This window comes from Lujinxingia vulgaris (genome assembly GCF_007997015.1).
Taxonomy (GTDB): Bacteria; Myxococcota_A; Bradymonadia; order Bradymonadales; family Bradymonadaceae; genus Lujinxingia; species Lujinxingia vulgaris.
In genome coordinates this window covers 316,745-338,711 of the sequence record NZ_VOSM01000001.1, presented here as the reverse complement: position 1 = coordinate 338,711, position 21,967 = coordinate 316,745, and the positions used below count along the sequence as shown (strand labels likewise).

The following is a 21,967-nucleotide window of genomic DNA, read 5'->3' as shown; positions in this document are numbered from 1 at the left end:
AAGGCTCAGCGCACCAGCGGATTGTCCCACTGCCCGGCGTCGCTGAAGCTCACCGGGATGCTGCCGATCGGCGTCTCAAAATGGCATGCCCCGGAGACCTGCCAGGGGATCACAGGCTCGCGAATGATGCGCGAGGCGCTCTGCTGCGCCTCGGCAAAGCGCACCGACACCGGCACATCGACCCGGGCGCTGCCTCTGGCCGGAATCGTCTGATCGGGGCGCGCGGAGCCACTGGCCAGGTAGGCCGAGAAAAGATCGACGCGCCAGTCCACCTCCCGAAGCGGAAGCGCGTACTCGTTGGGGTTGGCAAGATCGAAGATCAGCCCGAAGTTCAGCCCGCTTAAGTTCAGCGAGCGAAACTCCACATCCCGCACCGAGGCGCGCGGCGCGGCGCATCCCACCACCAGCACCGCCCCAAAAAAAAGCATCATAAGCGCGGAGGTCACGCGCCATCGTGACGAGGCGTGTTCGACCATGGGTCTTCTCCTTCAAGTTGGAACATCATCGCAACAGGCGGCACCTTCGGGCGAAATGGTGCGTCATCATCGCCCGTTAGAGCAAGCGCGTTGACGCCGGTGCACACCATCGGTACAAGGTCCGCCCTTCGCGCAGCGCCCGCGGGCAACGCACGATCGATCATCACCTGAGACCATCCGAGGCACCCGATGAACAGCGCCAATTTTGAGCTCGATCTCCTGGATTTTCAGGGCGAGCCGATCGAGCTTAGTTTTGAAGCCCCGATTGAGGAGCTGGAGTGGCTGGCCAAAGGCCTGGAAGCCACCGGGTACCGCCCCGCCGACGACGTCCCCTTTGAGGTCGACTTGAGCGCCCAGCTCATTGAGACCACCGTGCGTCTTCATGGCGAGGTGGAGGGCGCGCTGAGCTACGAGTGTGGCCGTTGCATGCGTGAGCGGCGCTTCGAGCTTGACTCTTCGGTGGAGTTTGTGTTGATGTCTCGCGCTTCGTGGGAGGAGGCCTATGGCGATCGCGAAGAGATCGTGCTAAGTGCCGACGACCTCGACGTGAGCTTCTACGAGGGAGAGATCATTGACCTTCGCCCGCTCATCGTAGAAGCCGTAGTTCTGGAGCTCCCCGCCTTTGCGCGGTGCCCCGAGGAGGATAAAGCGTCGTGTGACGCGGCCTTCGAGGCGCATGTGGGAGAAGAGACGGTGGAGGCCAATGAGGCCAACTCCATCGATCTTCGCTGGTCGAAGTTGCGCGAGATCAAGCTCAAGAGCGACGACAAAGAATAAGTGACCCCGGCCCCGACAGATGTCGGTGGCTTTAAGGCAATTTTGATGAAGGCAAGGGCTGGGAGCCTGCGCCAGACAAGAAGCATGAGAGGAGGCTACCATGGCTGTGCCCAAGAAACGTAAGTCCCAGGCCAAGACGCGCTCGCGTCGCGCGAACCACGACAAGCTCACCGCGATCAAGCTGCAGCGCTGCCCGCAGTGCTACGCGCCCAAGCGCTCGCACCGCGCCTGCGCCGACTGCGGCTTCTACGGCGAAGAGCAGGTCGTTGAGGTGTGGGAGCAGTACTGAGCCCGCATGCCGACCTGGTCGGACCTGAAGATGATGAAGCAGCTGTCGCCGGTGATCTCGCCCGAATGTTTAACGGGGGCGGGTTTACCGGCGCGCTGCGTTTAACGCCATGAGGCAATGGTGACGCCGCTGGATGCGAGATTGAGAGTGATGTGAGCAAGGCGCAACGCGCAGGCGTTGCTTTAGCTCAGGGTGCTCTCAATACAGCAGACATGGCCTCAACGCTGGCTCATGGCGTCGTAACGCCCGGAAACTTATGTCGACCTTAGCGCGTGTGATCGAGGTGATCTCAGAGGTCTTCGAGATCCCCGCAAAAGAGATTGGCCCCAGCGACCGCTTCGCCGAAGATCTGGGCGTGACCAGCCTGGATGTGGTCAACCTGGTCTGGCGCGTCGAAGAGGTCTTCGGGCTGGGCGAGCTGCCCGAAGATGCGCTGGAGTCGGTGAAAACCGTCGGCGATCTTGTGGCGCTGATCGAGCCCCTGCGTGGCGAGCCGAGCGAGGTGGTGGAGGTCGACGATGTGGCCATCGCCGCCGACCATGCCGGCGTGGACTTCAAAGCCGAGCTCTGCGCCTGGTTGCACTCGCAGCAGAAGTCGGTGCGCGACTTAGGCCCCTCCGATGGCGCCTCGGTCGACTATCCGGATTTCGCCGAGCGGGTCGGCCGCGTGGTCGCGCGCGGGGAGGCCACGCTGGGGATCCTGATCTGCGGGTCGGGCGTGGGCATGTCGATCGCTGCCAACAAGATCGACGGCATCCGCGCCGCGCTGGTGACCAATCCGGTGCAGGCCGCCCTCTCCCGCAAGCATAATAACGCCAACGTCTTATGCCTGGGGGCGCGGCTGACCGGCCCCGATATGGCAAAGGCGTGCATCGAAGCCTTCTTGACCACACCCTTCGATCCGGGCGATGACGGGCGCCACCGCCGCCGCGTGGCGCGCATCAGCGAGCTGGAAGCGCGCGGCGACACCGACTCCTGATCCTCTTTTCTCAGACGTGCTATGCGCTGTCCCTTCTGTGGCCACCTCGAAGATCGCGTTGTGGACTCCCGCCAGGCTCGCGGGGGCGCGGCGATTCGCCGTCGGCGAGAGTGCCTGCAGTGCGAGCGGCGCTACACTACCTATGAGCAGATCGAGGAGGTCTTCCCGCAGGTCGTCAAACGCGATGAGACCCGTGAGGAGTACGACCGCCAGAAGATCCAGCGCGGCATTCGCCTGGCCTGCAGCAAACGCCCCATCTCGGTGGCCCAGATCGAGGAGGTCGTCGACCGCTTCGAGGAACGCATGCTCGAGCTGGGCGCCCGCGAGGTCACCAGCGACTGGATCGGCTCAACGATCACAACTGAGCTGCGCGATCTGGACCCGGTCGCCTACATTCGCTTCGCCAGCGTCTACCGCGCGTTTAATAACATCGACGAGTTTCTCGACGAGCTGCGCGAACTCGACCGATTTGAGCGCGACCGTCACCCCTCGCCAGCTGCTGACGACTCCGACGACTCCGATGAGCCGGCGACGAAGGACTGAGATCCCATGGTAGCGTCTTTGCAGAAGCCCACCGATGGCGAGTACATGGCCCAGGCCATCGCGCTTGCCCGACGTGCGGAGGGCCGCACCCGGCCCAACCCGATGGTGGGGTGTGTGATTGTGCGGGATGGCGAGGTGATCGGGCGTGGCTACCATGTGCGCGCCGGCGAAGATCACGCCGAGATCGCCGCCATCAAAGATGCCGGCGGCGACGTTGAGGGCGCCGAGCTCTTCGTCAACCTGGAGCCCTGCAGCCATTTTAACCGCACCCCGCCCTGCTCCGACGCGATCATTCGCCATAAGATCAAACGCGTGGTCGTGGGCACCATCGATCCCAACCCGAAGGTCAGCGGGCGCGGCGTACGACGGCTGCGTGAGGCCGGCGTTGAGGTTGTAGAGAGCGTGCTCGACGCGGAGTCGCGCGCGCTTAACGCCCCCTTCTTCAAACACATCACCACGGGCATGCCCTGGGTGGCGGCCAAATGGGCGATGACCCTCGACGGGAAGATCGCCGCGAGCACCGGCGACTCCCGCTGGATCACCGGAAAGCCCGCTCGCGAGCGCGTCCACCAACTTCGCGATCGCCTCGACGCTATCCTCATCGGCACCGGCACCCTGCTCGCTGACAACCCTCGCCTGACCTGCCGCCTTGAAGAGGGCCGCGATCCGGCGCGTTTTGTGCTCGACGCCGCGTTGAAGTCCTCGCCAGAGCTTGCGATCTACAACCTCGAACACTCCAGCGCGCCGACCTTTGTGCTCTGCGCCGAAGACGCCGACCCGGCACGCGCCGAAGCCCTTGAGGCCCGCGCCAACGTGGAGGTGATCCACGTGACGCGCGACGCTTCGGGCCGCCTCGATCTTCAGCAGGTCCTGCGCACCATCGCCTCACGCGATCTTTTGAGCGTGCTGGTCGAAGGCGGCAGCGCGCTCCACGGCGCGCTCTTTGACCAGGGGCTGGTCGACTACGCCTACGCCTTTGTGGCTCCGAAAGTTATTGGCGGAAGCGGACCCGCGCCCCTTGGCGGCCGCGGCTTTGAGCTTATGAACGACGCCGTCACGCTGAGCGCCCCGGCGGTAGAGCGCCTGGGCGACGATCTGCTCATTCATGGCGAGGTGCCGGCGGAGCGCCGCGCACAGCTCCCTTCGATCTTCGACGAGGCTTAAACGATGTTTACCGGATTGGTCGCCGATCTGGGCGAAGTTCGCGCCAGACGCCAGGCTGGCGAGAACTGGGAGCTCACCATCGCCACGAGCTTTGACTTAAGCACCATTGAGCTCGGCGAGTCGATCGCTGTGGATGGCGCCTGCCTCACGGTCACGCGGCTTTCCGGCGATGGCTTCTGCGTCGACGCCAGCCCCGAGACCCTGCGCAAGACCACGCTTGGCGAGCGCCGCATCGGCGATAAGGTGCACCTGGAGCGCGCGCTGCGCGTTGGCGATCGCCTCGGCGGTCATCTCGTGCTCGGGCACGTCGACGGCGTGGGCGTGATTCGCAAGCGCAGCAAAGAAAAGAACGCCTGGCTCTTTGAGGTCGAAGCCCCCCCGGAGGTCGCGCCCTACCTCATCGATAAGGGCTCGGTCTGTGTCGATGGCGTCAGCCTGACAGTCAACTCCGTCGATGGCACGCGCTTTGGCCTTGCGATCATCCCCTTTACATCCGACAAGACCAAGATCACCGACTACACCGTCGGTCAGCGGGTCAACCTGGAGGCCGACGTGCTGGGCAAATATGTCCGCAAATTCGTCGAGCCCGACGCCACCGGCGGGTTGAACCTGGAGAAGCTCGCACGTTTCGGATTTCAATGATCCTTTCTGGAGGTAGCGCCGATGTCTGACGCCGCAATCGCTCGGGTAGAACGAGCACTCAAAGCCATCGCCAACGGTGAGATGGTGATCCTGCTCGATGCCGAAGAGCGCGAAAATGAAGGGGATCTGGTCATGGCCGCCGACAAGGTCACCCCGGAGGCCATCAACTTTATGGCCACGTACGGCCGCGGGCTGATCTGCCTGACGCTGACCCCCGACCAGATCGAGACGCTGGGCATCCCGATGATGGTCGACAGCAACACCAGCCCCTTTGGCACCGCGTTTACGGTGAGCATTGAGGCGGCCGAGGGCGTGACCACCGGCATCTCGGCGGCCGACCGCGCCCGCACCATCGAGGCCGCTGTGGCAGACGGGGCAACCCGCCACGACATCGTGATGCCCGGGCATATCTTCCCGCTTCGCGCCCGCGACGGCGGCGTGCTCGTGCGCACCGGTCAGACCGAAGGCAGCGTCGACCTGGCTCGCCTGGCCGGCAGCAAACCCGCCGGCGTGATCTGCGAGATCATGAACCCCGACGGTACCATGGCGCGCTTAAGCGACCTGGAGCGTTTTGCCGAAGAGCATAACATGGTGCTCCTCTCGGTCAGCGACATCATCACCTACCGCCTGCAGCGCGAGTCCCTGCTGGAGGTGGTCGAAGAGGCCGAGCTCCCCACTGAGTTTCCCGGCGACTGGAAAGTGCGCGTCTACCGCAGCCGCGTCGACAACGCCGAGCACCTCTGCTTTATCTGCGGCACCCCCGACGCCGCGACCCCCACGCCGGTGCGCGTGCAGCCCCGCGTCGATGGCTTCGACATCTTTTTGAAAGACAAGAGCGAGAGCGCCTCGCTGCTGGGCGACTGCATGCAGGCCATCGGTGAGGCCGGCACGGGCGTCATCGTCTACCTGGACAAGCCCGCCACCCGCGCCTCCGATCTCGTGCGCCGCTACGTGCACAAAGCCACCGAAGAGCTCGACGAGGCCGAGCGCGCCCGCCAGGTCAACCAGCCCCGCCAGATCTTGCGCTCGCTGGGCATCGGCGCCCAGATTCTGCGCGACGCCGGCTGCGGCAAGGTCGAAGTGATGACCAACCGCCCCAAGACCATCGTCGGTTCCGACGGTTTCGGCATCGAGATCGTCAACCAGATCCCCATCCCCTCCCGCTGAGCGCAGCCTAAGCGGTTGATTTTAAAAAGGATTATGTTATGACCAACACCATCGAAGGTGGCTTTCACGGCCAGGGCAAGCGTTTTGCGATCGTCTCCTCGCGCTGGAACTCCTTCTTCTCGGAGCAACTTCTCAGCGGCGCGATCGACACGCTCGTGCGCCACGGGGTCGACAAAGACGACATCACCGTGGTGCGCTGCCCGGGCTGCTTTGAGCTGCCGATGACCGCCGCGCGCGTCAAACGCACGCTCAAGGTCGATGCGATCATCTGCTTAGGAGTGCTCATTCGCGGCTCCACCCCGCACTTCGACTACATCGCTGCGGAAGCCACCAAGGGCATCGGGCAGCTGGCGATGGATGGCGAGGTGCCGCTGAGCTTTGGCGTGATCACCTGCGATTCGCTCGACCAGGCCGTGGAGCGCAGCGGCTCCAAAGTTGGTAACAAGGGTGTCGAGGCTGCCATGGCCGCCCTGGAGATGGTCAACCTCTACGACGCGCTCTCAGGCTAAAAGAGAATTTTCATGATCGATAAGCAACGACGCGCGCGCCGAGCGGCGCTGCGCACCCTCTACGCGATTGACGTCTCGGGCTACGAGGCTCGCCACGCGCTGGAGACCATTCGCGCCACCCTGGCCGAGCCCGACGATCACCCCGCCCGCTACTGGGATCTGGTGGTCGCGCGGGTGCATGCGGTGATCGATAACCTGGCCGGCATCGATGAGGAGATTCGTATCCTCAGCCCGCGCTGGCGCATCGAACGCATGGCCGCGGTCGACCGCAACCTGCTTCGCCTGGGAGTCAGCGAGCTCCTGGAAGGAGAGACGGCGCCGCTGGTGGTGATCAACGCCTGTGTGGAGCTCGCCAAAGAGTTTGGCGATAAAGGTACCCCGGGCTTCATCAACGGACTCCTCGACCAGCTATGTCAAAACCGAGACATCACCATCGCCGCACCCGACGAGCAGGGCTGACGCTGGCCCTTGGGGGGGCTCTGCTGCTTTTGACCGGGTGCCTGAGTGAGCCTCCCGAGCTCGCTCGGTTTGTGCCTGGCGAGCGACTCTATGAGCAGTACACCACCCGCGGAAAGCGGCTGGTCTTTGAAGGTGCCGATGGCGAGCGCTTTAAGGTGCGCCTGCGCTCAAACCAGGTCCGCGTCTACGACAGCGCGCTGCGCCCGGTGGGGCGTGTGCGCATGAGCGACGACGCTCAGATCATCGCGGCGAGCTTTGAGGGTGAAGACGCCACGAGCGCCTGGATCAGCGAGGATGTCGCCGAGCTCAGCGGCCACTGGCGGGTGGAGCGCGCCGATGAGCGCTGGGCGATCTTCGACGCCCGCGGCCAACTTCTGGGGCTTCTGCAACCTCCCCGGCCCCGGGAAGGCGCCGGCAGTGATGCTGCAGCACACGCCCCGCAAAGCGCGGAGCTACCCGACGATCTCAGCGCCGACGATCATATCCTTTACGCCGCGCTCACCTCACCGGGCGCCGCCTCGACTCGCCATGATGGTTTGAGCGATGAGGGCGACTCGGCAGCCCCCGAGCAGGCGGAGCCGGTGGGCCCCGAGGCCATCTCGGAGGTCAGCCGTGCGGCCGCCGCGGCGCGCAGCGCCGCGCTCACCGCCACCGCCCGGAACACTGACGAGGCCGATGCTCCGGCCGACGATGCGACGCAAAACCCCGCCACCTTAAGACGTGCTCCGGCCCACGGATGGTCGCTGGCCCGCGATTACCGCGATTCTTCTCCCCTCACCATCGACCGCAGTGAGGCTCGCCCCCGCGCGATCGTCGAGGGCAGCGACGCGCTCATTGCGCCGCCGGCCGCGGCCCGCTTTAGCGACGCGGCGCTGCTCGCGCTCACCCTTGGCGAGCTGCCTCCCCTCTCCCGCCAGGCCCTGGCGAGCTGGCTGGATCGCAACCTGATCGAAGAGGACGTAAGAGAGCGCGAAGCCGATCCGCACGATGGCGATACGCCAGATGCCGACAGGCGCGATGCGCCTGAAGACACTCGCAAGCCATGAGCCCTCCCCCGCTCATCCTCACCTGGTACGGCCACGCCTGCTTCGGGCTTCGCTGCGGCGACCGCAGCCTGCTCATCGACCCCTACCGCCCGGGAGGATTCGGCGGAAAAATGGCGCTCCCTCCCATCGAGGACGCTTTTGACGCGGTGGTCGTGACCCACGAGCACGACGATCACGCCGCCCTCGACGCGCTCATCCACCCCGCCCCCCGGGTTGAAGTTGGCGAGGTAGGGCCTTTCAGAATCTCTCGCACGCGGGTCTACCACGACGAGTACCGCGGAGTGCGGCGCGGCGGCACAAGCGATATCCTCAGTGTGGAGGTCGCCTCCAGGCGGCTGGTGCACCTGGGCGATGTCGGCCACAGCCCGCGCCCCCTCGATCTTAAAGCCCTGAGCGCAGGCCCGCGCATCGACGTGTTGATCGTGCCGGTGGGCGGCTTCTTCACCATCGGGGCTGCCCAGGCCTGGGAGTGGTGCCGCGCGCTCAGCCCCCGGGTCATCGTGCCGGCCCACGGCGCCGACCCTCGCGTCGGCTTGAACCTGCGCCCCACCGCCCACTTTCTGGCCGGATCGCCCGGCTCTGTCGAAGAGGTGGGCGGCAGCGTTGAATGTGATGGCGCTCTGCTTAGTTTTAATAACAGGGTGATCGTGATGGGTACGCCGCGCGCTTAAGGCCTCAGACCCACCACCAACACACCTCGCGGCATAGTCTATGCATGCTCGCAGCCTGGCTTGTTGGGAACAATTCGCCTCGCTACGATAGTTTTAAGAGTGAGCGCGCAGGCTTCCCGGCCCGTTTCGTTCACTGGTGATGTGGTAACCAAGAGGGTGGCGCCCCATGGAAGTGCAGCGATTTGAACAAGCCATTTTGAAGATGGCCTTTGAGACCGACGCCCGGATCACGACCGCTTCGGTCGCCTACTACCTCGGGATCCCTTCGAGGGAGGCCAATCGCCTGCTCAATCAACTTCTCGAAGAGGGGGTGCTCGAGCTCGACAGCGACGCCGACGGCAACCTCTACTACCAGGTGCCCAACGGCCAGAACCTCCACGCTCCCCCCCCGCGCCAGGAGCTCGACCGCAGCTGGCAAGAACTCGAAGCCGCCGCCGATATCGCCGCCGGGCGCCCCCAGGTGTCCCCTGCTACCAAGCCCGGGGACGCTCGCCAGACGAGCCCCGCGCCGGCTCCGGCTCCCGTCGACCCGGCCCGCTCCCCCTTCGGAGCGACCCTCGATGACGCCGCCGACGCCCCGGCCTTCTCGCCGGTCCAACAGCCCCACGCTCCGCTGCAGCGCTACCCCGACCCCTCCCGCGATCGCGGCGAACGCGCGCACACCGACTTCGCGCCGCCTCCCGGGACGATCCGTGAGCCGAGGCTCGACTACGGAGTTGTCTCCACCCGCAACAATCGCTCCACCCTCTCGCACCGCGAGGGCTACGACGGCGGCCTGCGCTCCGCCGAGCGTTTCTCGACAACCTCCACCGCAGGCTGTGACTCCAGCTCGGTCATCGTCGACGCCGCCGCCAGCTGCGAGCCCAAACCGCTCGCTAACCAGCGCGCCACCGTCGTCTCCTGCACCGGCTACGAGGCCACGCCCTACGCCCCCCAGCCCGAGAGCTCTCCCTTCGGCTTTGCCGCACCGCGACCCTCCACCGCCCTGGCTCCCGCCGGCGCCGGAGAGCTCGCGCTCAGCCAGGCCAACGCCCTCGACCAGCCCGAACATCAGCCGGGCATGGCGTTGCTGCTCAGCCTGATCCTCTGCGGCACCGGCCAGATCTACAATGGCGAGGTCAGCAAGGGCATCATCATGATGGTCCTCTGCATCCTCCTCTGGCTCGTCCTGCTGGGCTGGGTCGTGCACATCTGGTCGATCGTCGACGCCGTCGTCGTCGCTGAACGCATCAACCGCCAGTCCTCTCCCTGAACACCCCGAAAACCTCCCTGTTTTCCTGAAATCCAGCCGCCGCGCACCCGCGCGGCGGCTGGAGCTTTGCCTGCCTTTCGGCTAGGGTGCCCCACGATGTGATGACGTCTCGGAGCCCCCCTGAACGTGCTGGCATGAGCTTTGCCGAGCCCGAGACCGTCCCTTATCTCTGTTCGGTCGGAGCTCACGCTTGGCCCCTCTTCGCCTTCCCATCCTGCTGCTGACGATCGCCGCCGCCTTCGGCGCCGGCTCGTGCTCCTTTGTGGACTTCGAGACCAGCCCCTACGCCCCCCGCGCACTGCAGGCCGTCTACTCCGAGCACGATGACCTGACCTACCTGGTCTGGCGCATCGCCGACGTCGCCGACCCCGACCTTTTGAGCTTCGAGCTCTGGCAGAACGGCGAAATTCAGCCCATCGATCTCAGCGACGCTCCCATGCCCTCGGAGCCCTTCGCCTGCGATCGCCTCTACCTCTGCCTGCAGTTCCAGGTCCCCGGCCGCTGGAGCCCCCCGGCCAACGTCACCGCGCTGCGCGCCACACACACGCGCTTCGGTCCCATCCCCTCCGCACCGGTGCGACCTCAGCAGATCGCCGCAAGTTTTGAGATCGCGCCGGTCGCCACGGCCAACAACAACTTCGCCGACGCCAGCCTCACCGATCTTTTCAAAACCATCGATCTTCCGCATCGCCGCACCTTCGAGTGGATCCTCTACGACGCCGCTCCGGCTGACGCTCTGGCCGACTGCGCAGCCGCCCCCCCCGCCGAAGGCTGGCAACGCCTCAGCGATCGGGTTGAACTACCCCAGAGCTGGACAGACAACCCTCCATGCATGGCGCTGCGCCCCCGTCGCAACGACCGACCTGCCGCGCATCTTGCCGCGCGTCTCAAACCCGGCCCGGTGCTCAACGTCGCCGAGCTCGATCAGAGCGTTGAGGCCATCCGCCACCCCACCCACATCGCCTTCCTGATCGATCTTCAGGTCACCAACGCCGGTCGCTGCCAGCAGATCGTCAACGCCGTGCGCCAGACCATCCTCAGCGAGTTTGCCGAGGAACGAAAACCGGTGCGCGAGCTCGGGGTCTACTACCCGCGCGACCGCCAGGGCCAACCGACCTCGGGCTGCGACCAGTCCTCCAGCATCGACTATCCCATCAACGCCATACTCGCTGACGCCCGCGACGCGATGGCCGATGAGGTGGAGCGCCCGGCGCTGACGCTGGTCGTCATCAACAACCTGCAGCTGACCGCGACCCCCGAGAAGTTGGCGCAGCTGCTTGCGTTTAACCAGTCCAGCGATCAGCCCGACGCCCCCTACAGCTTCGGCTGGCTGGTGGGCTCAGAAGCGGCCTACCCCGGCATCACCTGGTCCTGGAACAGCCCCTGGCAGGCGCTGGAGAGCCGCGATTTTGAGCCCCCCCTGCGCTCGGCCGTCCGCTACATCTTCCCGCTCTCCAGCACCCCGCCGCTGGAGAACTATGAGCTGGAGCTGCCGATCCCCCCGGGCTCGGAGCGCCCGCAATACACCAAACTCTGCCAGCTCCTGCCCATCCCCACGACTTACATTGCCGGCCAGCGCGAGTACCCGGTCAACGCGCCCATGCTCGAATGGCCCACCGGCGAACTTCCGCGTCTTCGCTACGCGCTGACCACGACGGAGTTTGCGTACTTTGCCGACTTCTTCGGGGGCTCCATCGAGGTTGTGTACGAGGTCTGCGACGCCTTCTGCGAAAACGCCTTCCAGGCGCGTAACGGTCTGACCTACGACTCCTGGCTCAACACCCCCAACGCCTGCCAGTGGGGGGGACCATGACCGCCTTCATACGCCCGACATGGCTCCTGGCCCTCGCGATCTGCTCGATATGCGCACTCTTCGCTGGCTCACCAGCCGCGCACGCCCAGAGCTCCGCCGAGTCGGATGCCCTCAACGAGCGTGCCGCCTCCCAACCTTTACGCGCGCGCGCCACCGTCGAGAATCGCGTCGGCGACAAAGCCTCGCGCTTCTACGCCCACGCTTCCGGCACCTGGTTTGTGCGCAACGACTTTTACGACAGCCCCGGCTACGGGCTCGACGCCGGCTACTACTTCAATGAGCGCTGGGGCGCCGAGCTCCGGGTGCTCCGCCTCCACAGCTCCCTCTCCCGGGCCGGCAAAACCGTCTTGCAGCAGAGCGGCCTGGCCCCCGACCTGCGCGCCCCCGACGTCTGGTTGAGCGCCGGCGTACGCACCTCGGTGGGCTACGCCAAGATTCTCCTCTGGGATCGCTTTGTTACCCGCTTCGATCCCCAGCTCGTCGCCCACGCCGGCGTGCTCTTCGCCGAGGAGCGCATCGCCCCGAGCATCGCGATCGGCCCCGGCGTGCTCGTGCACCTCAAATGGGATCTGCAGGTCAAATTCGATCTTCTGCTCACCGCCAACTTCGAGCGTCGCCAGCGCGGCGTCACCCCGGCCTTCGGGGTGCTCCCCACGCTGAGCTTCGGCTGGTCTCCCCCGCGCGGAGGCCAGCGATGACCCCGCGCCCCTCCACCAAAGCGCCCCTGGGCCTGACTGTGGCCGCGCTTTTGCTCACGGCCTGCATCCCCCTCGACACCGTCGAAGATCCGGCCCTGGGGCCTTTTGATGCCCTCCACAAAGGTGATCTCAGCCAGGCCGAGCAGCGCCTGGCCCACCGCGCGCAGCGCGGCGCCACCACCTCACTCGACCCCATCGCCTACGACCTCATCGCCCTGGCCACCTGCGTGGAGCCCGCGTCGTTTGCGAACATCACCGAAGTCAACGAGCACACCCCCGAGCATCTCCTCGCAAGCCTCATCGCGCTCGAAGATACCCGACGCCTGCGCCTGATCCGCCAGTCCCTTGAACTCCCCGCCGAGCGGCGCGCCGGCTGGCATAAAGGCACCATTCACAGCACGCTGACCTCCCGCGACGCCTTCAACACCGAGCCCGCCGACCCCCCCGAAGACACTGTGACCTGGCCCGCCCACACCGAGCGCTGGCCTGGCGAGCGACCCGCGGCTGTAGACATTGATTGGGCGTGCGAGTCGCTTGGAAAACGCGCGCGCGACATCTCAAGCCACACCTGGCTGGCCCGCGAATCCGATCAGACCCGCACGGTGCTTGAACGTCTCGACACAAGCCCTCTACCTGACCTCGGGCACGTGCACGAAGCACTGAGCGCGCACCTCGTCGATCTTTCGCTCCTGCGTCTGGAACGTGACAGCGGGGCGTCCGATCCCCTTACGATTGTAAGCCTGGCCCGCGAGCGCGCCCACGTCACGCTCGCTGCCGACGACGCTCTTCATCACATCCAGCGCGTCAACGATCGCGCCCCCTCCCCGGGAACGCTTGCCCGACAGGCGTCTTTGGCCATGGCCACCGACGACATCGAGCTTGCCAGCGACGCGTTGCGCCTTCTCAGCGAAGAGGTCGAGGGCCCCATTGCGCTTGCTGCGCGCTATTTGCGCCTGCGTCTGCTCTGGCTGCAGGGCCGTTTTGACGAAGCAGCCGAGCTTGCGCTTCCGCTGCCCCCGCCGCAGTCGGGCTATTTTGAAGCCCACGCCTACTTCGGCGTCACGGCGCTTCGCCGCAGCGGTCGCACCGACGCGTTTTTCGGGGCGGCCCGCGAGGCGCTGCGCGATCGCGACCGCGCCAAAAACCCCTACCTGGGCGCCGTCTATCAGGAGGTGCTGCGCGAGCTGGCCACCTACCAGGTCGACGCGCGCACCTTTGAGATCCTCGAAGAGTTCGGGCCCCGCAACAAGCTCCTGGAGCGCACAGCCGAGCTGGCCGATGTGGCCATTGACGCCGGGCGCCCCCGCGTCGCCGAGAGTCTGGCGTTGCATCTTCTGAATGAAGATCGGGACGCGCGCCGGCGGCCGCGCTACCACGCCACCCAGGCTCTGGCGGCCTTCCTCCTCGACGACGCCCCCGCCTTTGTCGACGCCCTTCGCCTCATCGCCCCTCGCCCCGACGCCATCATGGAAGTGATCCCCGCCGGGCGGCGCGCCACCTTCTTCGCCGAAGCTGACGCCCAGCTCGCGCGCGTGCTCCGCGCCGCGCTGCCCCTGATGGCCGAGTGGGGCGACACCCCCGCCGACCAGGCCCGCCGCCAGCGCTGGCTTAGCCTGATGATCGAGGAGCTTCAACGCTTTATGCGCACGACCCCCGACTCCGCCGTCGGCGACGAACTCCAGGAGCTCTACCACCTGGCCGGCGAGCTGCTGGATGACCATCCGCGAGGCTACGCCGAGCGGGTGGGCCGCGATGAGGCCACCGCGCTGATTCTGGGCACCGTGCACGTGCCGCCGGCCTACCTGGCCCTCGACGCGCCCAACCCGCGCATGAGCTGGCCTTCGGTGCGCTCTCTGCTTATCGTGCCCCGCGATCAGGGGCAGCTGAGCACGTGGCCGACGGGCTTCGATTTTGAGCGCGACGAACGCCCGCAATCCAACACGTCCGACGAGCAACCCGCGGAGGCGCCATGAACCATCTGCTAAAATGCGCATCAGCGCTGGCGATCATGGCCCTCTTCACCCTGCTGGCAGCCTCACTGGCCCCTGCCGCCCACGCCCAATGCTTAAGCGGGCTCTTCGGCTCCAAAGACAACGACAGCGCGGCAAACCAGGGCCCCCCCTGCACCTTCAACAGCGAATGCGATGAGGGCTGGTCTTGCGTTGAAAACGTCTGCCTCTCGCCAGAAGCCACCGCAGAACGCCAGGCACAGGCCCCGACTACGCAGGGCGACGCCTCGGACACAGCGCTGCCATCCCAGGCCCCTTACGACGGCGGCGCCGACCGGGTCTGTGGCCAGAACCGCCGCTGCCGCATCGAGCGACTTAAAGAAGAGCAGCGCGCCCGCCGCCACCTCGACATCGCTCGCCAGCGGCTTCAGACGCGCCAGCAGGCCGAGGCCATCCTCGCCCGCCGCAAAGAAGACATCCACCGCGTCGACAAACCCTGGCTGGTCGGCTTTACCGCCCGCTTCTTGGGCCCGGGCATGCTCGTGGGTCGCAGCTTTTTAGGCGGTCACCTGCGCGCCGAGGCCACCGCCCTCTTTGTCGACAACTACCTCTACTACCAGCCCGACGATCCCTCCCTGGGCTCGATCGACGGCAACCAATCCTTCATTCTGGGCACCGCCCAGGCCACCTACCTGCCCTCGTCGCGCTGGTTTTCCCCCTACATCAGCGCCGGCTTCAGCATGGGCACAGGCGACTTTTACAGCTACTCGGGCGGGGGCAGCTCCGATACGCAGGTCAAATACCACCTGGTCACCGCCGCGGTGGGCTTTGAGGCCCAGTTTAAAATCGGCCTCAACGCGCGCCTGGGCGTCACCCACGGCCGCGTGCTCTACAACCAGGTCAGCTACGCCCCCGGTGCCTACGACCGCCAGGCCCGCGACAACCTCCGCGCCTACATGAACTCCGACGGCCTCTTTAGCTTTGACTTCACCCTGGGATGGGCCTTCTGATGATGATGTTTAACCCAATCCACAACCTCCCGCGCCGCGCGCCCTCGCCGAAAATATCGCCGGCGCTGCTGGCCCTGATGGTGTTATGCGGGCTGCTCGCCAGTGCCTCGCCGGCGCTGGCGCAATCCGCCGACGATCTTCGCCTGGAAGACGCCCCCGCCGCCGAAGACGCCTCGGACGACGAGGCGCAGCCCGACGACGCGGCTGAATCCAGCAACAACGAGCCCGGGGTACGCCCGGCTCCCACCGCCGAAGATCGCCAGCAACAGGCCTCCGAGAGCGTCGCGCGCCAACTTCAAACCAGCGCGAACACCGTCACCCTCTACCAGCTCGCCGAAGAGATGGTCGACGAGGCCATCTCCGACATCGCCGACCTCAACCCGACGGCCGTCGCCCCGGTGGCGGTGCGAAACCTCGACGTCTCGCCAAACCTGAGCATCCATTTTGGCGACTTCGTGCAGAGCACCTTCATCTCGTCGGTGGCCAACCTCACCGACATCCGCATCAAACGCTGCATCGCCTGCCGCGCGATGCGCTCCCGCGTCGAAGGCGACGACTGGGTGGTGAGCCTGGGCCTGACCGAACACGAAGATCTGCGCCGCGAGGCCGAGCGCCTCGGCGTGAAAACCTACCTCGATCTTCGCTTTCATTTCTTCCCCGAGGCCAACGTCGCCGCCATGCAGCTCGAGATCTTCCGGGCTGACGATGGCGCCATCCTCTGGAGTCAGACCTACCGCTCCGATGCCACCAGCGCCGCCATCCTGCGCTCGGGCGACCGCGTGGTGAGTCGCGCCGAGCGCGTGCGCGAGCTGGAGCGCAAGGTCGAAGAGCGCCCCTACTACGGCCACACCCTCTACCTGGGCATGAGCACCATCCCCTACGACGGCCCGGCCGGCGCCATCACCGGCGCCGCCATTGGCTACCGCCTCTACGAGCGTTTTGGCGAAGATCGACGCTACCTCTTCGGCGTCGGTGCCGAAGGTTTTGCGAACTTCTCCGATGCCAACGGCCTGCTCGGCGCCTTTGTGGGCGCGACCTTCCAGCGCGAGCTTCTGCCGCCCAACCTCAACAGCATCGAGCTGCGCACCGGCCCCACCGTCGGTGGCTTCTTCGCCGGCAGCGAGGGCAACTCCTTCGCCGTGGAGTGGGGCCTGGACGCCGTCTTGCAGTTCCGCCTCGGGGCGGGGTTGAGCCTGATGTACTTCCTCCCCACCGAATACGCCGGCTACGACCTGGGTGGTTTTGGCTTTAAAGCGCGCGCCAGCTTCAACTGGTAACTCGACCGAAGGATCCGACGTGAACACTCGCCAGATACTCTTGCTCGCTGCCGGGGCCCTGATCTTGAGCGCCTGCGCCAATAGCAAACAAGCGGCCCAGACCCCGATCATCGTGCCCACGGCCGCCACCTCTGCGCCGCAGTACCAGGGCGACGGCTCCATTCCGCCGCAGCGCTACGTCGTGCGCATGAGCGACGGCTCCCGCGACTGGGAGGTGGAGTTCCCCGAAGTCGCCACCGGCTACGAGATGCGCATCCCGCTGGGCAACGAGGATGAAAAGAGCGACGTCTACCCCACCCATCACCCGCTCACCCCGGCCGACCGCGAGCTCATTGAACATCTGCGCCGCACCAACCCCAACTTCGAGCGGGAGGGCACCTTCGTCGACGGCGAACACGTCACCGACCGCACCGCCGGCGCCCCTGAAACCGAACCTCGCCAGCGCCCCGACGGCCGCGCCGAAGACGCTCCCGCCCCCTCTCGCCCCAGCTATTACCGCGGCGTCGAAGAGATCAAACGCCTGGCCGCCTCCGGCAACCACGAGATGGCCATGGTGCACCTCACCGATCTGGAGCGTTATTACCCCGACGACGTCCAACTTTTGATGATGAAGGGCACCCTCTGGAGCTTCCTGGGCCGTGAGGCCCTGGCCCGTCAGGCCTGGGAACAGGTCTTGCAAATTGAGCCCGACAACCGCGAAGTCATCGACGCCCTGCGTCAGCTCGACCAGGGCCCCGAGACCGAAGATCTCGACTGAGCACACCGCCTCCCCCACACGCAGCGCGCGCCCCTCACCGGGCGCCCCCTGCACGGAGATACCATGCACGTTTTGATCGGCGCGCTGATCGTCATCGCCACTTTTCTGACGGCTTTTCAGTACATCAGTGCGGAGTTCAGCGGTTTTTTTAACCTCTACTCCGCCATCCTGCTCGGTGGGGTGCCCATCGGCCTGATGATCCTGACCTACCGCTTCGGCGTCATCGGCTCGGCCTTCAAAGGCCTGGGCCGCGCGCTCATCGGCAACCCGGCCGCCGAGCGCGACCGCCTGGTCGAGCATCTTTTAGGCTTCGCCCGCGCCATCCGCTCGGAGCGCCCCGCCGAGGCCTCGGCGATCATTGAGCGGGAGCCCGATCCGATGTTCAAACACCTCGGCCGCCAGGTCCTCCAGCAGACCCACGCCGAAGAAGTGGAGCTCGACGCCCTGGTCATCGGCCGCCGCGAACTCTCCACCTTCCAGAATGGCGAGCGCGTCTTCGGAAGCCTGGGCGACTTCGCGCCCGCGATGGGGATGATCGGCACCGTCATCGGCCTGATTCAACTTCTGGCCAACATGCGCGACTTTGAGAAGCTCGGCCCGGGCATGGCGATTGCGCTTTTGACCACCTTCTACGGACTTCTGCTCGCGCACCTCCTCTACCTGCCTCTCGCGCGGCTTATTGGCCAGCGCCGGCTGCAGCGTGCGGAGAACTTAAACCTGGTCGTCGACGCCATGCTCAAGATCGCCCGGCGCCGCCCACTGCATGAACTTCAGCAACTTCTCAGCGAGGGACGCCAGGCCGCGCTCACCCCGGTCGAGCCCTCCAGGAGGAGCGCGTGACACAGCTGATTCAGGAGCGTTTTAGCGAAGAGAGTCCCACCGGCCAGGCCGGCTGGCTGGTGAGCTATGCCGACATGATGACGATCCTGCTCACCTTCATGATCCTGCTCCTCTCCATCTCGACCATCGCGCAGACCAAATACGATCTTCTGGTCCAGGCCTTCACCGGATCGCGCGCCGGAAACCTCCACGAGGTCCAGGAGAAGATCGATCGCGTCATCGAAGAGCAGGCCCTCGGCGGCGAGGTGCAGACCTTGTTGGACGACGAGGGTCTGAAGATTGAGTTCTCGAACGCGCTGCTCTTCAACTCCGGCAGCGCCGAGCTCTTGCCGCGCGCCCTGGAGGTCTTTGCGCCCATTGAGCGCCACCTCGTCGACGACTTAGGCCCGACCTACGGTCTTGTGATCGAGGGGTATACCGATGATGTGCCGGTGGTCTCCGGGCGCTACCGCTCGAACTGGGAGCTCTCCACCTCCCGCGCCATCCATGTGATGGAGCGCCTGGCCGCAGCCGGTCTCGATCGTCGCCGGATGTCGGTGCAGGGTTTTGCCGACACGCGCCCGGCCACCGAGGTCGACCTCTACGACACCACCACCGTCGACGCCCTCGATGAGGCCGCGCTCAATGAGGTTCGCGGAGCGAACCGCCGCGTGGTCATTCGCATCGATTCGCTCGACCCCGATCTTGTGCAACGCCTCTACCCCGACGCCGACTCCCCGGGCGAAGCCGTGCCGGAAAGCCCCCAGGAGATCTTCTGATGCTACGAGCTCGCCACCATCTTATCTTCGCTCTTCTTGCCGCAACCTTTGCGCTCTGTGCGTCTCCAGCGTTTGCCCAGGGTCGCACCGGTGAGCGCGCCGCCATTGAGGGCACCCGCGCCCAGGCCGAGGCTCTGGCCCGCGCCGAGCTCGAGGGGCTCTTGAGCCGCCTCTGCCCGGGGCGTTGCGAGCTCGTGGAGCTGCGCGCGGTGGTCGAGGCCCCGCGCGCCGTAGGCCGCGTCACCCCGGGCTTTGGCGACGCTGTCGCCGGCTCAAGCTACGAGACCCGGGTGAGCCGCATTGAGGCCACGGTGCTCCTCGACAGCAAGCTGCCGCAGAACTTCCGCGCCAACATCGCGCGCATGGCGCAGTTTCGCCTGCAAGACATCGCCCCCACCATCGAGGTGCGCCCGGAGTTTTTAGACTTCCCCGAGCCGCAGCTCCCGCCGATGCCTCCGATGATGCAGGAAGAGCCCCGGCCCGCCCCGCGCCCCGCGCCTCTGCCCCCCTTACCCGAGGTTGAAGATCCCGAGCCCGAACCCGCCACAGAGCCCCTCCCCACCCCGGAGGAGCCCGCCGACGACGGCCGCCCCCTCTGGCAAGACGCGCTCCCCTGGATCGCGCTTTTAGCTACGCTGCTGATCTTGAGCTTCCTGATCATCATGATCTTGCGCCGGCTCGAAGCGCTCACCGATCGCCGCAATGAGCCCACCCCCGAGCCCGCCCGCCCCTTGGACGATGCCCCCGACGCCCGTCCACGCGCGATGCCCGACGTCGATCTTCTGCGCGACGAGCTCAAGCACTCTCGCCCCGTGCTCAACCGCATGCTCCGCGCCTGGATCGCTGACGACCCGGCCGAGGTCGCCCTGCTGGTGCGTCTTGTGGGCTCCGGCATCTTGAGCGACGTGCGCCGCGACGCCTCCCTGCGCGCCCCGATGGAGACGATCGCCGACGAGGTCGCCCGCCGCGACCAACCCCTCGACGCCGATGAGGCCCACGCCATCGCCGAAAAAGCCCGCGCGCGCCTGACCGCCCAGCAGGTCCTCGACGACGGCTCCACCGACGCCGAGTGGGAGTTTCTGGAAGGCCTGGGCCTGGCGCATATCGCCACCCTGCTGGAGAGCTGCACCCGTCGGGAGCGCGCCTTTGTGCTCACACGACTCTCGCCAGTGGTGCGCTCGCGTTACCTCGAGGGGCTTGAGAGCGAGGAACGGCGCGATCTTCTCCTGGAGACCAGCGACGCCGACGCCCTCTCCCGCACCCAGGCCCGCGAGCTCGCCGCACGCCAGCGCGCGATGGCCGAGGAGTTCATCGACGCCGGCCGCGAAGCCCAGGGCCAGGCCTCGATGATGCTCGAGATGATCGAAGCGCTGGCGCTGCGCGAGCAGGAAGACATCCTGCGCGATATCCTCGCCAAAAAGCCGGCCGTCGCAGAGGTCGTCCTCTCCCAGATGGTCCTGGAGTCGGCGGCGATGCACGTCCCCGACGAGCCCCTGGCCAACGCCCTGCACCGCATCCCCGTCGACACGCTGGCGCTCTTTATGCGCGGCACCCGCCGCGACATCGCCGATCACCTCCTGGCGCGCGCCCCCGTCTCCACCCGACAGGCCCTGGCCACCGAGCTCTCGCTGGACATCCCCTCCACCCGCGCGGAATTTCTGGAGGCGCGCCGTACCTTCTCTCAAACACTGCGCACCACCCTGGCACGCGATGGCTTTGAGGTCGCCACCTACAACGCCAACGCGCTGCGCCGCGGAGCCCACGCCCGGCAGGCCCCGCCCACCGAGCCCGAGGTCCTCTGATGCGACGCCTTTCTTTGATGCTGATAGTCGCCCTGGCGTTTTCTACTCTGAGCAGCTGCACGCTGATCCGCTACGTCGACCCGCCCCCGCCCCCCGGCGAGGAACCCGATCCGAAAGTCGTCGACGTGCTCGTGCTCGTCGATCTTCCTCGCGGCTCGGCCAACCTGATGGCCGGCTACGCCGGCTTTATGGAGATGTTCGAATACGGGCTGAGCGAATACAACATCGCCACCCGACAGGTCGCCGTCGCCCCGCTCTACCGCCGCCAGGGCGACACCCCGCCGCTGATCTTCGGCCGCCCCGCGATCACCTCTACCTCGGGGCAAAGCGAAGTCACGCCCCGCAACGACGGCAGCAACTTCCGCGAGCCCACCCCCGATGAGGGCGACACCTCCGAGCCTCGCCCCGAACCCGATGAAGAACCCACCCCGGGTGAGCCTCAATGGGATGATATCGGCGGTGGCCCCGGTCAGACCTTCGGCCTGGCCGAAACCCTGCTCTACTACATCGGCGACGAGGGCTACCGACATCTCGACACCCGCACCGAAGTCCCCGGCGAAAACCTCGCGGCGCTCGGCCTCGATCTGGACCGCGCCACGATCTTCGATCCGAGCGGCACCATCACCGACTCCCGCGCCTACTTCAAAGAGGCCGCCGACGGCTTTGTGGTGATCTACCTCACCGGCACATCTCGCCCCTGCGCGCACGGTGACCAGGCCTGCCAGCTCGACGGCACAAGCCCGGCCAGCTACTTCACCGCCACCGATGAGGCCGACCTGGCAAGCTGGCTTGCCCTTCCCGGCCCCTCCGGCCTAAGCCCCGCGCGCATCTTCCACATGCCCGTGGCCACCGCCGAGGAAGTCTCTTTTGATCAGTTCGCCGAGCGCTGCCTTGCCGAACCCAACTTCCCGGCCGGCGCCCTCGACGTGATGGAGCCCTCCGAGAACGCCTACTTTGGCCCCTTCATCGACGAGCTGCGCGCCCAGGGCGGTCAGGGCTACAACGTCGACCTCTGCCAGGCCCTCTCCTCTCGCGCAGACCGCGCCGCACTCACCGCGGCGGCCTACCTGCAACGCGTCTTGCGCTGAG

General features: G+C 66.2%; 23 protein-coding genes and 1 pseudogene. 23 read left to right on the top strand and 1 reads right to left on the bottom strand.

Features of this window, described 5'->3' with window-relative positions:
- Nucleotides 1-5: 5 nt before the first annotated feature.
- Nucleotides 6-476, bottom strand: a complete 471-nt coding sequence (locus tag FRC98_RS01405) for an LEA/WHy family protein (protein WP_146979521.1) — start codon at nucleotides 474-476, stop codon at nucleotides 6-8.
- A 189-nt stretch (nucleotides 477-665) separates the two neighbouring features.
- Here FRC98_RS01405 and FRC98_RS01400 point away from each other — a divergent pair, with 189 nt between their 5' ends.
- The 23 genes and pseudogenes from FRC98_RS01400 (at nucleotide 666) to FRC98_RS01295 (ending at nucleotide 21,966) form a co-directional block, all read left to right on the top strand.
- Entirely contained in the window at nucleotides 666-1,253 is a 588-nt protein-coding gene (locus FRC98_RS01400) for a YceD family protein (RefSeq protein WP_146979520.1), read from the top strand.
- Nucleotides 1,254-1,353: 100 nt separating this feature from the next.
- Nucleotides 1,354-1,542 (top strand): 50S ribosomal protein L32, encoded by a 189-nt coding sequence (gene rpmF, locus FRC98_RS01395; protein WP_111727862.1) that lies wholly within the window; start codon nucleotides 1,354-1,356, stop codon nucleotides 1,540-1,542.
- Between the two features lie 256 nt (nucleotides 1,543-1,798).
- Nucleotides 1,799-2,005: pseudogene (locus tag FRC98_RS22150) on the top strand (acyl carrier protein); the annotation flags it as partial.
- A gap of 57 nt (nucleotides 2,006-2,062) precedes the next feature.
- The gene (gene rpiB / locus FRC98_RS22145) at nucleotides 2,063-2,521 is read left to right on the top strand and encodes a ribose 5-phosphate isomerase B (RefSeq protein ID WP_347342145.1); all 459 of its coding nucleotides are present in this window, start codon (nucleotides 2,063-2,065) and stop codon (nucleotides 2,519-2,521) included.
- A gap of 21 nt (nucleotides 2,522-2,542) precedes the next feature.
- Nucleotides 2,543-3,064 carry a transcriptional regulator NrdR gene (nrdR, locus tag FRC98_RS01385; RefSeq protein ID WP_146979518.1) on the top strand — a complete coding sequence of 174 codons (522 nt, stop codon included), beginning with the start codon at nucleotides 2,543-2,545 and terminating at the stop codon, nucleotides 3,062-3,064.
- 6 nt (nucleotides 3,065-3,070) lie between these two features.
- On the top strand, nucleotides 3,071-4,228 hold the full coding sequence (gene ribD / locus FRC98_RS01380; RefSeq protein ID WP_230467158.1) for a bifunctional diaminohydroxyphosphoribosylaminopyrimidine deaminase/5-amino-6-(5-phosphoribosylamino)uracil reductase RibD: 1,158 nt from the start codon (nucleotides 3,071-3,073) through the stop codon (nucleotides 4,226-4,228).
- A 3-nt stretch (nucleotides 4,229-4,231) separates the two neighbouring features.
- Nucleotides 4,232-4,870 carry a riboflavin synthase gene (locus tag FRC98_RS01375; RefSeq protein ID WP_146979517.1) on the top strand — a complete coding sequence of 213 codons (639 nt, stop codon included), beginning with the start codon at nucleotides 4,232-4,234 and terminating at the stop codon, nucleotides 4,868-4,870.
- Nucleotides 4,871-4,891: 21 nt separating this feature from the next.
- Nucleotides 4,892-6,037 (top strand): 3,4-dihydroxy-2-butanone-4-phosphate synthase, encoded by a 1,146-nt coding sequence (gene ribB / locus FRC98_RS01370; RefSeq protein WP_146979516.1) that lies wholly within the window; start codon nucleotides 4,892-4,894, stop codon nucleotides 6,035-6,037.
- A 38-nt stretch (nucleotides 6,038-6,075) separates the two neighbouring features.
- A complete protein-coding gene (gene ribH, locus FRC98_RS01365; protein ID WP_146974188.1) occupies nucleotides 6,076-6,546 on the top strand; it encodes a 6,7-dimethyl-8-ribityllumazine synthase in 471 nt (156 codons plus the stop codon).
- A gap of 12 nt (nucleotides 6,547-6,558) precedes the next feature.
- Nucleotides 6,559-7,005, top strand: coding sequence for a transcription antitermination factor NusB (nusB, locus tag FRC98_RS01360; protein ID WP_146979515.1), 447 nt, complete (start codon nucleotides 6,559-6,561; stop codon nucleotides 7,003-7,005).
- 71 nt (nucleotides 7,006-7,076) lie between these two features.
- Entirely contained in the window at nucleotides 7,077-8,051 is a 975-nt protein-coding gene (locus FRC98_RS01355; RefSeq protein WP_146979514.1) for a hypothetical protein, read from the top strand.
- Nucleotides 8,048-8,722 (top strand): MBL fold metallo-hydrolase, encoded by a 675-nt coding sequence (locus tag FRC98_RS01350; protein WP_146979513.1) that lies wholly within the window; start codon nucleotides 8,048-8,050, stop codon nucleotides 8,720-8,722. The genes FRC98_RS01355 and FRC98_RS01350 overlap by 4 nt, the downstream gene beginning before the upstream one ends.
- 166 nt (nucleotides 8,723-8,888) lie before the next feature.
- Nucleotides 8,889-9,974 carry a hypothetical protein gene (locus tag FRC98_RS21200; RefSeq protein WP_230467157.1) on the top strand — a complete coding sequence of 362 codons (1,086 nt, stop codon included), beginning with the start codon at nucleotides 8,889-8,891 and terminating at the stop codon, nucleotides 9,972-9,974.
- A gap of 190 nt (nucleotides 9,975-10,164) precedes the next feature.
- Nucleotides 10,165-11,787 (top strand): hypothetical protein, encoded by a 1,623-nt coding sequence (locus FRC98_RS01340; RefSeq protein ID WP_146979512.1) that lies wholly within the window; start codon nucleotides 10,165-10,167, stop codon nucleotides 11,785-11,787.
- Nucleotides 11,784-12,485 carry a porin family protein gene (locus tag FRC98_RS01335; protein ID WP_146979511.1) on the top strand — a complete coding sequence of 234 codons (702 nt, stop codon included), beginning with the start codon at nucleotides 11,784-11,786 and terminating at the stop codon, nucleotides 12,483-12,485. Before FRC98_RS01340 ends, FRC98_RS01335 begins: the two co-directional genes overlap by 4 nt.
- Nucleotides 12,482-14,458, top strand: a complete 1,977-nt coding sequence (locus FRC98_RS01330; RefSeq protein WP_146979510.1) for a hypothetical protein — start codon at nucleotides 12,482-12,484, stop codon at nucleotides 14,456-14,458. Before FRC98_RS01335 ends, FRC98_RS01330 begins: the two co-directional genes overlap by 4 nt.
- Nucleotides 14,455-15,444, top strand: a complete 990-nt coding sequence (locus FRC98_RS01325; protein ID WP_146979509.1) for a hypothetical protein — start codon at nucleotides 14,455-14,457, stop codon at nucleotides 15,442-15,444. Before FRC98_RS01330 ends, FRC98_RS01325 begins: the two co-directional genes overlap by 4 nt.
- Entirely contained in the window at nucleotides 15,444-16,721 is a 1,278-nt protein-coding gene (locus FRC98_RS01320) for a hypothetical protein (protein ID WP_146979508.1), read from the top strand. Before FRC98_RS01325 ends, FRC98_RS01320 begins: the two co-directional genes overlap by 1 nt.
- A gap of 19 nt (nucleotides 16,722-16,740) precedes the next feature.
- On the top strand, nucleotides 16,741-17,478 hold the full coding sequence (locus tag FRC98_RS01315; protein ID WP_146979507.1) for a tetratricopeptide repeat protein: 738 nt from the start codon (nucleotides 16,741-16,743) through the stop codon (nucleotides 17,476-17,478).
- A 63-nt stretch (nucleotides 17,479-17,541) separates the two neighbouring features.
- A complete protein-coding gene (locus FRC98_RS01310; RefSeq protein WP_230467156.1) occupies nucleotides 17,542-18,318 on the top strand; it encodes a motility protein A in 777 nt (258 codons plus the stop codon).
- Entirely contained in the window at nucleotides 18,315-19,076 is a 762-nt protein-coding gene (locus FRC98_RS01305) for an OmpA/MotB family protein (protein ID WP_146979506.1), read from the top strand. The genes FRC98_RS01310 and FRC98_RS01305 overlap by 4 nt, the downstream gene beginning before the upstream one ends.
- The gene (locus tag FRC98_RS01300; protein ID WP_146979505.1) at nucleotides 19,076-20,878 is read left to right on the top strand and encodes a hypothetical protein; all 1,803 of its coding nucleotides are present in this window, start codon (nucleotides 19,076-19,078) and stop codon (nucleotides 20,876-20,878) included. The genes FRC98_RS01305 and FRC98_RS01300 overlap by 1 nt, the downstream gene beginning before the upstream one ends.
- On the top strand, nucleotides 20,878-21,966 hold the full coding sequence (locus FRC98_RS01295) for a hypothetical protein (protein WP_146979504.1): 1,089 nt from the start codon (nucleotides 20,878-20,880) through the stop codon (nucleotides 21,964-21,966). The genes FRC98_RS01300 and FRC98_RS01295 overlap by 1 nt, the downstream gene beginning before the upstream one ends.
- Nucleotide 21,967: the final 1 nt, after the last annotated feature.

Bases quoted from the DNA above. Each gene is read 5' to 3' on its own strand.
- FRC98_RS01375 (WP_146979517.1), top strand. From the start codon at position 4,232: ATGTTTACCGGATTGGTCGCCGATCTGGGCGAAGTTCGCGCCAGACGC.
- FRC98_RS01325 (WP_146979509.1), top strand. From the start codon at position 14,455: ATGAACCATCTGCTAAAATGCGCATCAGCGCTGGCGATCATGGCCCTC.
- FRC98_RS01295 (WP_146979504.1), top strand. From the start codon at position 20,878: ATGCGACGCCTTTCTTTGATGCTGATAGTCGCCCTGGCGTTTTCTACT.
- FRC98_RS01300 (WP_146979505.1), top strand. From the start codon at position 19,076: ATGCTACGAGCTCGCCACCATCTTATCTTCGCTCTTCTTGCCGCAACC.
- FRC98_RS01350 (WP_146979513.1), top strand. From the start codon at position 8,048: ATGAGCCCTCCCCCGCTCATCCTCACCTGGTACGGCCACGCCTGCTTC.
- nrdR (WP_146979518.1), top strand. From the start codon at position 2,543: ATGCGCTGTCCCTTCTGTGGCCACCTCGAAGATCGCGTTGTGGACTCC.
- ribD (WP_230467158.1), top strand. From the start codon at position 3,071: ATGGTAGCGTCTTTGCAGAAGCCCACCGATGGCGAGTACATGGCCCAG.
- ribH (WP_146974188.1), top strand. From the start codon at position 6,076: ATGACCAACACCATCGAAGGTGGCTTTCACGGCCAGGGCAAGCGTTTT.
- FRC98_RS01405 (WP_146979521.1), bottom strand. From the start codon at position 476: ATGGTCGAACACGCCTCGTCACGATGGCGCGTGACCTCCGCGCTTATG.
- FRC98_RS01335 (WP_146979511.1), top strand. From the start codon at position 11,784: ATGACCGCCTTCATACGCCCGACATGGCTCCTGGCCCTCGCGATCTGC.
- FRC98_RS01310 (WP_230467156.1), top strand. From the start codon at position 17,542: ATGCACGTTTTGATCGGCGCGCTGATCGTCATCGCCACTTTTCTGACG.
- nusB (WP_146979515.1), top strand. From the start codon at position 6,559: ATGATCGATAAGCAACGACGCGCGCGCCGAGCGGCGCTGCGCACCCTC.
- FRC98_RS01320 (WP_146979508.1), top strand. From the start codon at position 15,444: ATGATGATGTTTAACCCAATCCACAACCTCCCGCGCCGCGCGCCCTCG.
- ribB (WP_146979516.1), top strand. From the start codon at position 4,892: ATGTCTGACGCCGCAATCGCTCGGGTAGAACGAGCACTCAAAGCCATC.
- FRC98_RS01330 (WP_146979510.1), top strand. From the start codon at position 12,482: ATGACCCCGCGCCCCTCCACCAAAGCGCCCCTGGGCCTGACTGTGGCC.
- FRC98_RS21200 (WP_230467157.1), top strand. From the start codon at position 8,889: ATGGAAGTGCAGCGATTTGAACAAGCCATTTTGAAGATGGCCTTTGAG.
- rpmF (WP_111727862.1), top strand. From the start codon at position 1,354: ATGGCTGTGCCCAAGAAACGTAAGTCCCAGGCCAAGACGCGCTCGCGT.
- FRC98_RS01400 (WP_146979520.1), top strand. From the start codon at position 666: ATGAACAGCGCCAATTTTGAGCTCGATCTCCTGGATTTTCAGGGCGAG.